We start from the raw sequence: 14173 nt of genomic DNA on the forward strand, positions 1-14173 counted from the left end.
GTTCAAGCCTCTTCTCTGAAGTCGGAATACGACGCCTGCGGCCCAATGCCGCATCCACGACGGCTGTACGACGCCTGCGACGGATGTACGCCGCCGAAGTCGGCCGTCACCCACGAGATCGACGTCAGCCCGCGTGCCCGGCGCGCCGCCGGCGTGCCCAGAACCAGGCGCCGGTACCGGCCGCGACCAGCCCGGCGGCGGCCAGCCCGAGCGGCACCGCGAGGTCCGTACCGGTGCTCGCCAGCGGGCCGTCCGATGCCTTCTCCCCGGAGTCGGAGGCAGCCGCGCCCCCGCCGCCGGTGCCGGACGTGGCGGCCGTCGCGCTCGGCGTGGCCGACGCGGAGCCCCCGGTCGACGTGCCCCCGCTGCCGCCGAACGTGACCGGAATCCGTACCGTCTGGCTCTGGTCGCCGCCCCGCGTGTGGTCGTTGCGGGTGATGACGGCACAGGTGACGCCGGACTTGGTGCAGTCGGTGTTGGCGTCCTTGGCGCGCACCTTGATCTGCACGCTGAACGAGCCCTTGTGCCCACTGCCCTCATAGGGCTTGGCCAGCCCCTCCCCGTACGACGGCGGGTTGGAGGAGACCCACGCGGACGCCCCGGACTCGCCGGACATGTCCACCCCGCCCACGCACGGCGTGGGCGTCTTGCCGGGCCCGTTGTCCACGCAGAAGGCGACGTAGATGCCCTTCTCGGTGTTGTAGCCGGAGCCGGACACGGTCACCGTCTCGCCCGCCGGATCGAGGCCGGAGGCCTTGGAGACGGTGAGTTTCTGCCCCTCGGGGCCCGTCGCCGACGCCCCCGCGGCGACCGCTGGGGACGTCAGCAGCGCCAGCGCCACCGAGGCGGCAGCCACCGGCAGCCACCCAACTCGCCTGCCGCGCAGCCTACTTGACCATGCCATGGAAACCCCCACCACACGATAACTTAGGAGAGGCTAACCTAAACTACTGATCATCTGTATGCCAGCCGAGAGGAAAGGGCCGAGCCATGCGCGCACCCGGAAGACCCCACCGCCCCCCGCGGCGGCGGACTGCCGCCGCCCTCACTCTGGCTGTCGCGCTGGTGACGGCGGCGTGCGGAGGCGGCTCGGGTTCCGCGGGGACGGACGCGTCACCGGCCTCCGCGAGCGAGCGGGCCGCGGCGGCGCAGAAGCAGCTCGCGGGGAACTCCCTCGTACCGCTCGAAGGGGAGCCGCCCACACCGGAGTTGCCCGTCACGGTCGACTCCTCCGACGGGCGGAAGGTCACCGTCAGGGACGCCTCCCGGATCCTGCCGCTCAACGGCGGAGTGGCGGAGATCGTCTTCACCCTCGGGCTCGGCGACCGGGTGGTGGGGCGCGACATCACGGCCACGTTCGAGGAGGCGAAGGACCTGCCCCTGGTCACCAAGGCGCACGACGTGAGCGCGGAGAGCGTGCTCTCCCTGCGCCCCACCGTCGTCCTCGCCGACACCGATACGGGCCCGCAGGAGGCGATCGACCAGATCCGTGACGCCGGCATCCCCGTCGTCGTGCTCGATCCGGCCACCGAACTGGCCGACGTCTCCACCCGGACGACCCGGATCGCCGCGGCCCTCGGCGTCCCCGAGGCGGGCAAGGCCCTCAACTCCCGTATCGGCAAGGACCTCGCGGCGGCCAGGGCGGCCGTCCCCGAGGGCAGCCGTCCGACAGTGGCCTTCCTCTACATGCGCGGCAGCGCGGCCGTCTACCTCATGGGCGGGAAGGGTTCAGGGGCCGACTCGCTGATCGAGGCCGCGGGCGCGGTGGATGCGGGCGCCGCGTCCGGCCTGGACAAGCCGTTCACCCCGCTGACCAGCGAGGCCCTGATCAAGGCCCAGCCCGAGGTGATCCTGATGATGAGCAAGGGGCTGAAGTCGGTCGGTGGCATCGACGGCCTGCTCGACGTCCCCGGCATCCGCGAGACCCCGGCCGGCATGAACCGCCGCATCGTCACCCTCGAGGACGGCGTCCTCCTCAGCTTCGGCCCGCGCACTCCCCTGGTGATCGACATCCTGGTGGACCGTGTGCATCGGGGATGACCTGGGACCGCTTGAACCGGCCGGCCCACGGTGCACCGACCCCTTCCGAAGATGCCGTGACTCCCCCTACGCTCCGTTATGCAACAAGTTGCATTAGTCCACGAGAGAGGCGATCACATGCATCCCTTCCGCAAGGCGGTCGAAAGCAAGGACGTCGACGCCGTGGAGGCGCTGCTGGCCGACGACGTCGTCTTCACCAGCCCCGTCGTCTTCAAGCCGTACACCGGCAAGGCGATCACCGCCGCGATCCTGCGCGCCGTGTCCGAGGTTTTCGAGGACTTCACCTATGTGCGGGAGTTCACCCACCCCGACGGCCGCGACCACGCCCTCGCCTTCACCGCCACGGTCTCCGGAAAGCAGATCCAGGGCTGCGACTTCCTGCACGTCGACGAGGACGGAAGGATCGACGACCTGATGGTCATGGTCCGCCCACTGTCGGCCGCCAACGCCCTCGCCGCGGCGATGGGCGCTCGGTTCGAGGACATCGCCCGGGAGGCGGCGGGGCGGTAAGGGGGCGCGCTCACGTCCTCGCAGCCGGGCTTCACCGCCTTCGGCCAAGAACCTGCACAGCCAAGAACCTGCACAGCGCCGCGGCCGCCCTGTAGCCCATCCGCCTTGTACGAGCCCGCGCCCGACGTCTGGGCGCGGCCGGCATCGACGGCAGCGCGATCGACCGGGAGATCGCGACGGCGAGGCAGCGGAAGAGGCGGGCGGCCCTCCGGGGCTGCCCGCCCCAGGAACAGCACCTCCGGCGCCTGGCGTGACATGGAACATACACGTTTATCACCCGATTGCGGGTAGCTTGGGGTGCTTGCCCTGCACGCAGTGTTGCCGTCATCGGGTGCACCGTCCTAACGACTGTCCGGGAGACCCATGCGCCCCCGAATAACCTCCGTTCCGCGAATTGCCTCCGTTCCGCCCCTCGCCCTGGCCGGCGGTGCGCTGACCGTCGGCGTCGGCGGTCTGTATCTCGCCGGGCTGCTGCTCACAGGCGGTGAGATCGAGGCGGGCACGACGGTGCGCGGTGTGGACATCGGAGGCCTGAGCCGTGCAGAGGCCATCGGGAAGCTGGAGCAGCACTTGGCGGCGGCCGGCTCGCAGGAGCTGGCCGTGAAGGTCGGCGACCGCACGGGCGCGGTCGATCCGCAGCAGGCCGGACTCACCTTCGACGCTCAGCAGACCGTTGACCGGGCGGCGCGCACCGGCAACGATCCCTTCAGCATGATCGGCGGACTTTTTCGTACGGGTGGTGACATCGAGCCGGTCGTACGCGTCGACGAGGACAAGGCCCGCGCTGCCCTCGGGAAACTGGCGAAGACACTCGACCAGAAGGTCCGCGACGGCGCGATCACCTTCGCGGACGGCCAAGCCGAGCAGGTCGCTCCGCGCAGCGGGTACGCGCTGGACGTGGACGCCGCGGTCGGCCCCCTGCGCACCTCCTTCCTGCGCGGCAAGGCCGACTCGGTCACGGCCCTGCCCGCCCGCGAGACCAGGCCGAAGGTCACCGCGGAGCAGGTGCGGCGAGCGATGCGCGGGTTCGCCCAGCCGGCCATGTCGGCGCCCGTCACACTCACCGCGGGCGGCGAGCGGTTCACGATCACCCCGGCCGTCCTGGGCGAGCACCTGACGATGCGGCCGGACGCCACCGGCAGGCTGACGCCGAAGCTCGACGCCGAGGGCCTGCGCGCCGCCCCCTCGGTGGCCGACCCCATCGCCGGCATCACCGGCAAGGCCGAAAACGCCAGGCTGCGCCTCGACGGCGACAAGGTCGTAGTGGCCGACGACGCCAGGCCCGGCCTGGAGGTCACCGACAAGGCGCTGAGCAAGGCCGTGCTGCCGCTGCTCACCAAGTCGGGCACCGCCCGCACCGGCGAAGTGGCCACACGCAGGACCCAGCCGGAGGTGACGCGCGAGAACGCGGCGCAGCTGGGACTGACGGAGAAGATGTCCTCCTTCACCGTCAACTTCGAACCGGCCGCCTACCGCACGAAGAACATCGGCCGGGCCGTGGAACTCATCAACGGCTCCGTCGTCATGCCGGGCGAGACCTGGAGCTTCAACCGGACCGTCGGCGAACGCACCGAGGCCAACGGCTTCGTCGAGGGCATCATGATCCTCAACGACCAGTTCACCAAGGCGTCCGGCGGCGGTGTCTCCGCCGTGGCCACGACCGTCTTCAACGCGATGTTCTTCGCCGGGGTCAAGCCCGTGGAGTACGGCGCCCACTCCTTCTACATCGAGCGCTACCCCGAGGGCCGCGAGGCGACGGTCGCCTGGGGCAGCCTCGACCTCAGGTTCACCAACGACTCCGGCAACGCCATGTACATCCAGGCCGAGTCCACGGACACCTCCGTGACCGTCACCTTCCTCGGCACAAAGAAGTACGACGAGATCAAGTCGGTCAAGGGGCCACGCACCAGCGTGAAACAGCCGGCCCACAAGGTGAGCACCGACAAGGAATGCGTGCCGCAGACCCCGCTCGAGGGCTTCGACGTCACCGTGGAGCGGGTCTTCTACAACGACGGCCGGGAAGTGAACCGGGAACCGTTCCGCACCCGATACACCCCGCGGGACGAGATCACCTGCGAGTGAGCCCGAGATCCGCGGCCGCCCCCGACCCCACCGTGGCCCGGCGCATACGGGCAGTTCCCGGTCGCCGGCCGGCCTCAGCACGTATGCCGGACCTCACGGCCTCTGGTAGTCGAGTGCGGCGAGCCAGTTGTCCCGGCCGTGGCGGGTCAGGTCGAGGATGTGCCATACCGGGCTGAGCAAGTCGATGCCTCGCTGGTCGATGTCGTCGGACATCCGGGGGTGCGCCGAGTAGAAGTGGCGCACCGACCCGTTGTCGTCGCGGGTGAACACTGACACCGTCGAGTCCTGGTTGCCCTCGGCGTCCTCGCTGCCCAGGTCGTATTTGAAGGTACTGGAGCCGGCGCTGAGCAGACGCAGATTCGTCCACTTCCGGTTTCGGGCGTGTGCGCGGAGCGCGGGCAGGTCGGCTGCGGCGACGATCGCGAGGTCGACGTTCTGCGCGAGGTGGTGGGCCACTCCGTTGAACCCATCGCACCACATCGTGCACATGGGGCACGGCTCGGTCTGCTTCTTGCCATACATGAGGTGGTAGACGACCAGGTCACGCCCGGGCCCGGTGAACAGTTCACCCAGGCGCACGGTCTGCACCGGCGCGTCACCAGCCTGCAGATCAGCAGGCCCCTCCTCGAACACGTAGTCGTCGACGACCGGGCCCAGCGGCAACCGGCGACGCAGGTCGGCGACGCGTTCACGATGGTGCATCAGCTCGATCTCGGCTTGCCGCAGCTGCTCGCGGGCGCTGACGTATTCGGCCGACTCCCCAGTGAGATTGGTTGGACGCATCGCTACTCCCGGCCTGGCTGCTGTCTGGTGGCCACCATCTGCTCTCGCCCACCACCGTATGCCTGCAGACAGGGCCGTCAGACAGCGAAATGACAAGGACCTGGTCCGTGCACTCCTATGGATCAACCAAAATCCATAGGACAGCCCCGGCCTCGCCACGCGCGTACGGCGATTGCACCCCCGTGGTGGGCGCACGTGACCTTCGCTGCCGCAAGGTCGATACTGCGGACAGTGGCACCCAGCCGGCCCACGTCGGCTCACCACCGCCAGAACCTGCTTCCGAGCGCCAGGAACCGCCCAGATCAACAACTGAGGTCACTCCCACTGACCAGCTGAAACGCAGGTCGGGGGCCCGACTGCCGAGATCCCCAGGAGGCTCCCGTGAAGATGCTCATCAACGTCCCGTAGTTTGGCGCGGCCGCAGGTCAGGCCCATGCTCGGAGGCCGTTGGTCAGCAAACTCCCAGCATGAGTCAGGAGACGTGCACGTTGGCGACCCAGCTCGTACGCGGGATGGGCAGCTTCTTCAAGAGCTGCGCCTGCGCTCGGCAGAGCCGATGCCCCCACCCCACCGTCGTCTTGCCGACGCCGGCTCGCCCGCCGATGAGCAGTACTTCAGCTTGATCCATGAGGGCAGCGTGCCAGCGGGCGATCGCCTCACGCGAGCCCATATCGATCCACCCTCGCGGGCAAGATCACGATCTGCGCAGGAATCTCACTGTCCTCTCGGGGTCCTGCCTCGCTATCCTCCGTGGCAACGCGATGACGGAGACGAGTAGCCCGGGATCACGCGAGCCGAGAGAGCTGCCGGCAGCTGGGAAGGCAGCCTCGTGCCCCAGGGTGAAGACCCTCCTGAACGCGGGGAGGAACGGCCCCACGGTCCAATGCCCCGCCGACTGGCCCCGTTACCGGCCACGAATGAGGCCGCCGCAGTCGAGTGGCGGTGAAGGCGCGGTGGAGCCGCGAGTCCCCTTCTCGCCCGCGCCCCCAAGGGATCACCATGACGCCCTGGGAGGGCTGCGATGATCCACACGACCGATCGTGTACTGGTATCCGACGTCGAGCTGATCGAAATCACGCCCGACAACTACCTCGGTGTCGAAGCCATGCGCGCCACCCACAAGACCTGGGACGGCCTGCGTCCGATCCGGGACTACGCCGAGAGCGCCGCGCGCTGAGAGCGGTGGCCGCCGAACCGGCGCCCCGCCCATGCGGGCGTCCGACGACCACCTGGGGGTAGCGGTCTTCGCCGAAGACCCCGCACGCTCCTCCACGACCGCCTGGCTGATCCACACCCGCCTGTCCGGCATGGACCGTCACGGCCCCGACGTCGGTGCACCAGGCGGCCGCATCGGGACCCCCGGCATCAGCCGTGAGACGGGCACCGAGGGCCGCAGCCTCTACCGCGAGACCGAGACGATCTACGGGTCGATTCGGCTGCCCGAGGCCCACCGCATCGGCGGTGGAAAGCGAGGAAGCTCCCTCCACTGCGCCCGTTCGCGCCCGCACGACCGACCACCCGCACTTCTCGGCAAGGGCATCCACATGAGCACCAGCACCACGCACCCCGCGGCCCTGCAAGGCCGTTGCTGCAAACCCTCGCGGGAACCCAGCGATCACACACTGTTCCTCAGGCGGTGGGCACGCTCGCCGGCCCGCATGGGGGCCATCGCCCCCAGCTCACCGCGCCTGGCCGAGGCGGTCTGCGCGCCGATACCGGGAATCCGGCGAGCCCATCGTGGTGGAACTGGGCGCCGGCACCGGGCCGTTCACCGCGGAAATCCAGCGCAGACTCGGCGGCCGCGGCCGCCATCTGGCCATTGAGATCGATCCGGTCCTGGCCGAGCGACTGCGCCACCGCCACCCAGAGGCCGAGGTGCTCCAGCACGACGCCGTCCAGCTGCGCCCGCTGCTGGACGAACGCGGCATCGACCGCGCCGACGTCGTGGTCAGCGGCCTGCCCTGGGCACTCTTCTCCCCCGCCGCCCAACGGCACCTCATGGACGCTACGGCCGCGGCACTCGGGCCAGGCGGTGCCTTCACCGCGTTCACCTGTCTCCACGCCGTCCCCCTCCCGCCCGCCCGCCAGTTCAGACACCTGCTGGCCGACCGCTTCGAAGAGGTCGTCCCCAGCCGGACCATCTGGCGCAACACACCCCCGGCCTTCGTCCTCCACGCCCGCAGGCCCCGCCCCTCATGTGCGACAGCCTTCGCCCCTGGCGCCTGACCGGGCCCAGGTACGGTCAGGCAGGTCGGCCGCCGACTTGGACTCCGCGGACGCGAGCACGAAAGACTGTGACACAGGGCCTCCTGGTGCTGCTCGGTTGGGATCGCAACCCCGAGCTACCAGGAGGCCCTCATGCCCGCGGCCAGCTGCGATCACCGATCGAGACTCCCGTTCGACGCACGCCCCTCAAGATCGGAGCGGCAACAACTTCTCAGTACGTGCTATGGAACGCTCTGTAGGCAGATCCTGGCCAGGCGAACTCGACAGTTGCATGGCCTTCGCTGAGTGGCGGCCGTCGCCGCAGGAGCCTGCCTCCCGGCTGCTGAGTAATCAAGGCCGTACAGTGCTCTTCCTCAGTCCAGCCCTGTCTCGGCGAAGTCGCTGTCCTCAACTCCTGCCGGTAGGTTGCTCCTTGACCACTAATCGGCCTGATCCGGAGGACAGCCCGTGACTGAGATTCCCGCCGCGTCGATCGAGGCGCGCAGGCGAATCAAGACCGACCAGCCGCACACGGCCCGGATCTGGAACTACTGGCTGGGCGGCAAGGACAACTACGAGGTCGATCAGGCAGCCGGGGACCAGATCCGCAAGCTGCACCCCGGCATCGGCGACTACGCCCTCGCCGACCGGCTGTTCCTCGGCCGCGCCGTACGGTACCTCGCCGGCGAGCGCGGGATACGGCAGTTCCTCGACATCGGCACCGGCCTGCCCACCGCCGACAACACGCACGAGGTCGCCCAGCGCATCGCGCCCGAGTCCCGCATCGTCTACGTCGACAACGACCCCATCGTGCTGGCCCACGCTGAGGCCCTGCTGACCAGCACACCGGAAGGGCGCACCGACTACCTCGACGAGGACCTGCGCAACGTCGACAAGATCCTGGAGCAGGCGGCGCAGACCCTGGACTTCAGTGAGCCCGTGGCGCTGATGCTGCTCGGGGTCGTCATCTTCATCGAGAACGACGAGGAGGCGTACGGCATCGTGCGGCGTCTGATGGACGCGCTGCCCGCAGGCAGCCACCTCGTCCTCTCGCACACCATCACCCGGCCGGACATGCCGGACGTCGACGCCGCGGTGGCCTTCTGGAACGAGCACGGCACGCCGAAGCTGACCCAGCGCGCCCCGGCCGCCGTCGCCGGGTTCTTCGACGGGCTGGAGCTCCTCGAGCCGGGCGTGGTCTCCTGCAATCGCTGGCGTCCGGACGACGGAGAGGCCGATCTGCCCGCCGAGGTAGCCATGTTCGGTGGCGTGGGACGCAAGGCCTGATCACCTTCGGCTGTGGGAGGGGCGGGGCGCCATCAGCACCGCTCCTGCCTACGGAAACGTGACGCTACTCGTCATCAAATGCTCGGCTTTGTTATCGCCTGCACTGCCTTTTCAGCCCGGTTGTCACCCAAGCAGACAGCGATTCCACTGCCCGAAGAAGTTCCGCCAGACGGTCAGAAACTCCAACTGTAGAGGCCACCACCCGTGCTCACCGCAGACGCCGCGAGCCTGGCAACTCCCTGCAGGACCGCCAGTAGATCATCGTCGGTCATATCGTCCCCGTCGGCACACCTGAGCCTCGTGGCCCACCGATCTGCAAGTACTACAGCCGGAGATCTTGTGACCGGGTCTGCGTGCCGTCGTTGACCGGGCATGATGCTGGGTGTGACGGCTGAGCAGATAGCCGGGTGGGATGCCGAACTGTCCGCGTTGACTGGTTCGTTGGGGCTTTTGTTCAACCGGCCGGAGCCGCGTGTGGTGTTCGCGCAGTTCATCGAGGGGCTGCTGGCGGAGCTGCCGAGGAAGAACGGCTGGACACTGTCGGAGCGGGCCGGGCATGTGACCGCGGACCGGATGCAGTGGCTGCTGAACGGTTCGGTGTGGGATGCCGACCGGCTGCGGGACGAGGTGCGCGACTACGTGGTGTCGCATCTGGGTGATCCGGATGCGTCGCTGGTCATCGACGACACGCAGGCCCAGAAGAAGGGCACCAAGTCGGTTGGGGTGGCCTTCCAGCACTGCGGACTGACCGGGGACGTCCGCAACTGCCAGACGATGGTGATGCTCACCTACGCTGCTCCGGCCGGGCATGCCTTCATCGACCGCCGCCTGCACCTGCCCGGGGAATGGACCGCCGACCGTGAGCGGTGCCGCGAGGCCGGGGTGCCCGACCGGGTCGGCTTCGCCACCAGGCCCGAGCTGGCCATCGCCATGCTGGAGCAGGCCCTGGTGGCCGCCGTGCCGTTCACCCGGGTGCTGACCGACGCCGGCTACGGGCGCGATCCGCAGCTGCGGGCCTGGTGCCATGAGCGGGCCGTGCCCTATGTCTTCGGGGTCCCGGCCGACCTGTCCCTCGACGGCCCGCCCGGCAAGTCACGCCACCCGGCCGTGAAGCGCGCCGATGACCTGCTCCACTACGCCAAGGCCCGCGACCAGTGGGAACGCCGCTCCTGCGGCAACGGCGCCAAGGGCGAGCGGCTCTACGGCTGGACCGCCTTCGCCGTCGAGGTCAAGGACGAGGAGTCGGCCGACACCTTCACCCATTGGCTGATGCTACGGAGATCTCTGCACCCGAACCGGCGCGGCAAGGACGGCCAGCTCCACCGTGGGATCGCCTACTTCCTCGTCCACGCGCCCGAGACCGCCACGGTCTCGGAGATCATCGCCCGGGCCGACGGGCGGTGGCAGATCGAGGAGGACAACGAGCTCAACAAGCAGCTCGTTGGCCTGGCGCAGTACCAGGTCCGCAAGTGGACCCCGTGGCACCGCCACGTCACCGCCTGCATGCCGGCCACCGCGTTCCTCACCATCCAACGCGCAGCGATCCCCGACCCGGAACACGCTCCCGAACCGGGAAAAGGCTCGAACCCCGACGAGAGCGAGGCCGCCGGCTGATCCCCGGACCGCTGCCGCGGCCCTCGGTCCCCACCATCCGGCACTGCCTGGCCGCCACCCGGCTCAACCCCCACCATCCCGTCGAAACCATCCTGACCTGCGAGTTGTGGCGCCGTCTCCACCAGACCCGCGCGCTGGTCAGCCACTACCGACGCCGCGGCGACCCCCTCCCGCCCCGACTCCACACCTGGGCACAGCACCGACCGACCCCACCGATCACCAACCCTCAAGATCTCCGGCTGTAATACGTGGCATGGGTGGCGTCCCTCAAAGTGGTGTAGGCGGTGCGGGGCCGTGCTGTCCGCCGGCTGAGGGACATGAAGGCGGTATGGCCGCGTGCCGCGGGCCGGCCGGATTGTCCAATGGAAGGGTGGAAAAGGAAGGCTCCCCGGCCGAGGGCCTGGCCCGATGCGGTGCCAGGCCCTGTCGTGGTATCGCTGGTGGGCCAGTGGTGCGGCGAACGGGTGACGCGTCGACTGCCTTGCCGGGGCTGAGTCGTTGAGGAGGCATGGAAGCCTTCGGCAACCGCCCGAGTCCGACTCCTGACGCCCCGCCTGTCGGCGCACCCCAGCCAGCCCCTGGGATGCAGGAAGACGACACCTGCGTGTGGTGTGTGCACCTCCGGGAAGCTGACGCGCAGGCCAGGCGCGTGCCCGTGGAGAGGAAACGCTCGCCGGTGCTGCCTTGGCTCATGCCGACAGGACTGCCTGCGCAGGTTGGCGAGTGAGAGCAGTGCGGACAGTCATGGTCAGTCTTGCCGTGGTCACGATGCTGGCCGCTGCGGTGTCGGTCGTCCTGAGCTGAGGTCGACGCCCCATTGCGCCTCCGACCGCCACGGAGCCTCGGCCCGCTCAGGCGCACGGGCTTGCAGGTGGAGCGCGTAGCGCGTCCCTCGGCCACGGGTGCCGTTCCCCTGCCAGCGTGAGTCCGCCAAGCCGGTAGCAGAAGCCGTGGTCAGCGTAGGAGCCGACCGCACCGCGACGGTGTACGGGATCGAAACCCTGCCCACTCGCCGTCGCTGCGGCCTGGGCCACAAGCTGCTCGCCCAGTCCCTGGCCCTGCTGTCCGAACAAGGTGCCGGCGAGGTCGCTCTCGTCGTCGACGACGGCCCGCACCCCGACCCCGACAGTCAGGCGGCGTCCCGGCTCTTCGAGTCCTTCGGCTTCACCCTCGTCGACCAGCTGTGGACCTACCAGCACCAACGCCCCCGGGCCACGGGGTCGGCAGCGTGAGCCCGGAGGCATGATGCAGCCGGTCATGCGGCCCTGAACGGGACGAGACCGGTCAGGCGTAGACTCGCTCGGCGGCCGTGAGGACGGTGGAGCGTGCCTGATGGCGGCGCTCGTAGTCAAACACCCGCCGGGTGAGGGTCTCTTCGGCTTCGCCGAGCCGTTTGCGGATGTCGCTGGCACTCATAGTGTCGTAGCCGGGCCAGGGCTCGGGAGCCAGCAGGTCCGCGATCCTGCTCAGGACCGCGGGGCGGGCGGCGTGGGACCGCTCATAGGCGCCGACCGTGGCCAGGTCCGCCTGGGACAGGTGAGGGAGCCGGTCGATGATCATCCTGGTGCCGAGCTTGCGGTAATCGGGGATCGGCAACTCGTCCTCCGTGATGAGGGCCCCCTCCGGTACCCCCTGGAGCCGGTCCACGCCAGGCATGCGCTTGGCCGTTTCCTGCAGCCAGCTGCTCCAGTCGCGGACCGCCTGGGCGGCGCCGGTGGCGCCCAGGCCGCCGGCGGTCTCGGCGGCCACCACCGCTGCCTCGGCGTGCTGCTCAAGGCTGCTGCCGAGCTCTTCCAGCAGTTCCTCGCCGTCACGGCGGATGGAGCCGAGCAGCTCCGCACTCGTGGCGTCCTGGGCCTCCTGGGCGATACGCTCGGCGGCCCGGCAGATGGCCACGGCGAACGCGGTGACCGCATACTCGTCCTCGACGTTCTTCAGCAGTTGCTGCTCCGTCGCCCTCCCCTGGCCCCGCAACACGGCGCCCGGGACGGACATCGCCGCACCGAAGGGCAACTGGGCAGCCTGCCTGGTGAAGTGCCAGGCATTCCCGAGAACGGTCTGCACCAGCCCGCGGGGCTTCAAGGTACCCAGACGTTCGTCAATGCGGTACACGTGGCCCCGGGCGTCGCCGACGCGGCGCTCCAAGACCTCCCGGTACTCCCCGGAGGGCGTGACTGCGAGGTGGGCTTTGAAACGGTCGGCAAGCGCGGCTTCAGCCTCACGGATCTCGCGCAGCGCCGGAACGAACATGTCTGTAGCTACAGCCATCAGGCTTCCTTCGGCTAGTGCGGTGCTCGGAAAAGAAACCGGCCGTAACCAGCCCCCCGTCTCACCGTGCCCCGAAACGGCCCCTCCCGCATCTCGCCGCCGGACACGCCCCACGAGACGCGGGCGGCCCACCGGCCCCGGCTCTCGACTCCACACCGCGCTGCATCTGTGCCGTCGGCAATCACCACCACGCCTGGAGAGGGACTGCGTGCCCGGATGGTTTTGGCCACGCGTAGCCGCTCCGGTCCGCCTCTCGTGAATCATGTACGCATCGTGGCTGTTGATGTGCTGATCTCCTGCAGCCCCAGCGCAAGACTTTCGGACAGTCGCAATCAGGCCGTGTCCCGGCAGCCAGCGTGTCTGGACGTCTGCACCCAGTAGCGGCCGCGACCGGTAATGACTCTGTCGGTGATCTTGCAGTCGTCGAGGTCAGCCGCTGACGGCCCGCCAGGACTTCAGCCGAGGGATCCGATGCTGGTCCAGGACGGAAGGCGGTCGGCAGCCGGGGTGGGGTGCTTCACCGTCCGGCGGCAGGCCGCTGAGGCGCTCGATGTTCACGGCAATGGCCGTGAGGACGTGCTGTAGGTGGGCCTTCGACTGTCTCCGGGAGCGGCAACGGCGCATGCCGTGTCCGTGAGCGAACTCGTTGACGGTGCCCTCCACTCCGGAGCGCACCGCATACCGGGCCTCCCAGTCGGGGGACTGCTGCTCGGCTCGGACGCGGGCTTGCAGGTCGCGGAGTTCTCGCTGGGGAAAGCCCACGTTCCGTGCGCTTTCGCGGGAGGTGGTGCACTGGGCGCGGACCGGACATGGCTGTCACTGGCCCTTCTCCGGAGTGCCGACGGAGCGATGATTCATCTCGCCATTCTTGCTGAGGCGCGCATCGCATGTCCCGAGAGGAGATCCAACGACCGTCGCCGGATCTCGGGACACGAGGGGTGCCGTCATTTGTCATCGACATCCGTGGCCCGGTGATCGACAACTGCCTTCGGAACCAGTCGACAAACGCTGTTCCTAGAGATCAACGAAGCCACACTCGGCATGACGCACGGAAGGCGGACCTTCGCCACAACGACGCCATGCCGGGGATCGGCCGCCGGAACCGCAGATACCGCCGACCGGCCGGCGGTGAGGTTCCCCCGAGATGCGGCGGGAGGTCCGTCGTCGGCGCGTTCGGGTAAGCGATCGGCTCGCGCCAGGGGCATGGCCATCAGGAAGGAGCAACCCGGCTTGCCGGTCGGCCACGGCTGCGTGAGCGTAGGTGATCGGAGAGTGACGAGGAAGGGGAGGCGGAATGGTCGGTGCGCTGCGGCACCTGGCGCGGCCCGTCTGGCAGGGTGCCGGGCGGCTGACCACCCCGTTGCTGCCCGACGACTTTCTGGCG

General features: G+C 69.2%; 12 protein-coding genes and 1 pseudogene. 8 read left to right on the forward strand and 5 right to left on the reverse strand.

Features of this window, described 5'->3' with window-relative positions; all coding sequences use genetic code 11:
- Positions 1 to 124 precede the first annotated feature (124 nt).
- Entirely contained in the window at positions 125 to 856 is a 732-nt protein-coding gene (locus ACFVJQ_RS42465) for a hypothetical protein (RefSeq protein WP_385515434.1), read from the reverse strand.
- Positions 857 to 990: 134 nt separating this feature from the next.
- Between ACFVJQ_RS42465 and ACFVJQ_RS42470 the strand changes: the two genes are divergently transcribed.
- From ACFVJQ_RS42470 to ACFVJQ_RS42480, 3 genes are all read left to right on the forward strand, one after another.
- Positions 991 to 2040: a hemin ABC transporter substrate-binding protein gene (locus ACFVJQ_RS42470; RefSeq protein ID WP_385791056.1), complete on the forward strand. Its 1050-nt coding sequence runs from the start codon at positions 991 to 993 to the stop codon at positions 2038 to 2040.
- 117 nt (positions 2041 to 2157) lie between these two features.
- Positions 2158 to 2550, forward strand: coding sequence for a nuclear transport factor 2 family protein (locus tag ACFVJQ_RS42475; protein ID WP_385515436.1), 393 nt, complete (start codon positions 2158 to 2160; stop codon positions 2548 to 2550).
- 363 nt (positions 2551 to 2913) lie between these two features.
- Positions 2914 to 4632 carry a VanW family protein gene (locus ACFVJQ_RS42480; RefSeq protein WP_385791058.1) on the forward strand — a complete coding sequence of 573 codons (1719 nt, stop codon included), beginning with the start codon at positions 2914 to 2916 and terminating at the stop codon, positions 4630 to 4632.
- Between the two features lie 93 nt (positions 4633 to 4725).
- Here the strand turns inward: ACFVJQ_RS42480 and ACFVJQ_RS42485 are convergent, their stop codons facing one another.
- Complete coding sequence (locus ACFVJQ_RS42485) at positions 4726 to 5415, reverse strand: DUF899 family protein (protein ID WP_385791060.1); 690 nt, start codon at positions 5413 to 5415, stop codon at positions 4726 to 4728.
- A 472-nt stretch (positions 5416 to 5887) separates the two neighbouring features.
- Entirely contained in the window at positions 5888 to 6043 is a 156-nt protein-coding gene (locus tag ACFVJQ_RS42490) for a hypothetical protein (RefSeq protein WP_385515449.1), read from the reverse strand.
- A gap of 393 nt (positions 6044 to 6436) precedes the next feature.
- Between ACFVJQ_RS42490 and ACFVJQ_RS42495 the strand changes: the two genes are divergently transcribed.
- The 5 genes from ACFVJQ_RS42495 (at position 6437) to ACFVJQ_RS42515 (ending at position 11753) form a co-directional block, all read left to right on the forward strand.
- Entirely contained in the window at positions 6437 to 6592 is a 156-nt protein-coding gene (locus ACFVJQ_RS42495) for a hypothetical protein (protein ID WP_385515439.1), read from the forward strand.
- A 560-nt stretch (positions 6593 to 7152) separates the two neighbouring features.
- A complete protein-coding gene (locus tag ACFVJQ_RS42500) occupies positions 7153 to 7641 on the forward strand; it encodes a class I SAM-dependent methyltransferase (RefSeq protein ID WP_385791062.1) in 489 nt (162 codons plus the stop codon).
- Between the two features lie 447 nt (positions 7642 to 8088).
- The gene (locus ACFVJQ_RS42505; RefSeq protein WP_385515441.1) at positions 8089 to 8907 is read left to right on the forward strand and encodes an SAM-dependent methyltransferase; all 819 of its coding nucleotides are present in this window, start codon (positions 8089 to 8091) and stop codon (positions 8905 to 8907) included.
- A 384-nt stretch (positions 8908 to 9291) separates the two neighbouring features.
- Positions 9292 to 10521 (forward strand): IS701 family transposase, encoded by a 1230-nt coding sequence (locus tag ACFVJQ_RS42510; RefSeq protein WP_385791064.1) that lies wholly within the window; start codon positions 9292 to 9294, stop codon positions 10519 to 10521.
- A 902-nt stretch (positions 10522 to 11423) separates the two neighbouring features.
- Complete coding sequence (locus ACFVJQ_RS42515; protein WP_385791066.1) at positions 11424 to 11753, forward strand: GNAT family N-acetyltransferase; 330 nt, start codon at positions 11424 to 11426, stop codon at positions 11751 to 11753.
- A 52-nt stretch (positions 11754 to 11805) separates the two neighbouring features.
- Here ACFVJQ_RS42515 and ACFVJQ_RS42520 read toward each other — a convergent pair whose 3' ends face one another.
- Both ACFVJQ_RS42520 and ACFVJQ_RS42525 read right to left on the reverse strand, forming a co-directional pair.
- A complete protein-coding gene (locus ACFVJQ_RS42520) occupies positions 11806 to 12789 on the reverse strand; it encodes a hypothetical protein (protein WP_385515444.1) in 984 nt (327 codons plus the stop codon).
- A gap of 429 nt (positions 12790 to 13218) precedes the next feature.
- Positions 13219 to 13590: pseudogene (locus ACFVJQ_RS42525) on the reverse strand (transposase); the annotation flags it as partial.
- Positions 13591 to 14173 lie beyond the last annotated feature (583 nt).

The sequence above is a fragment of the Streptomyces sp. NPDC127197 genome, assembly GCF_042672405.1.
In the GTDB taxonomy this organism is placed as follows: domain Bacteria; phylum Actinomycetota; class Actinomycetes; order Streptomycetales; family Streptomycetaceae; genus Streptomyces; species Streptomyces flavusporus.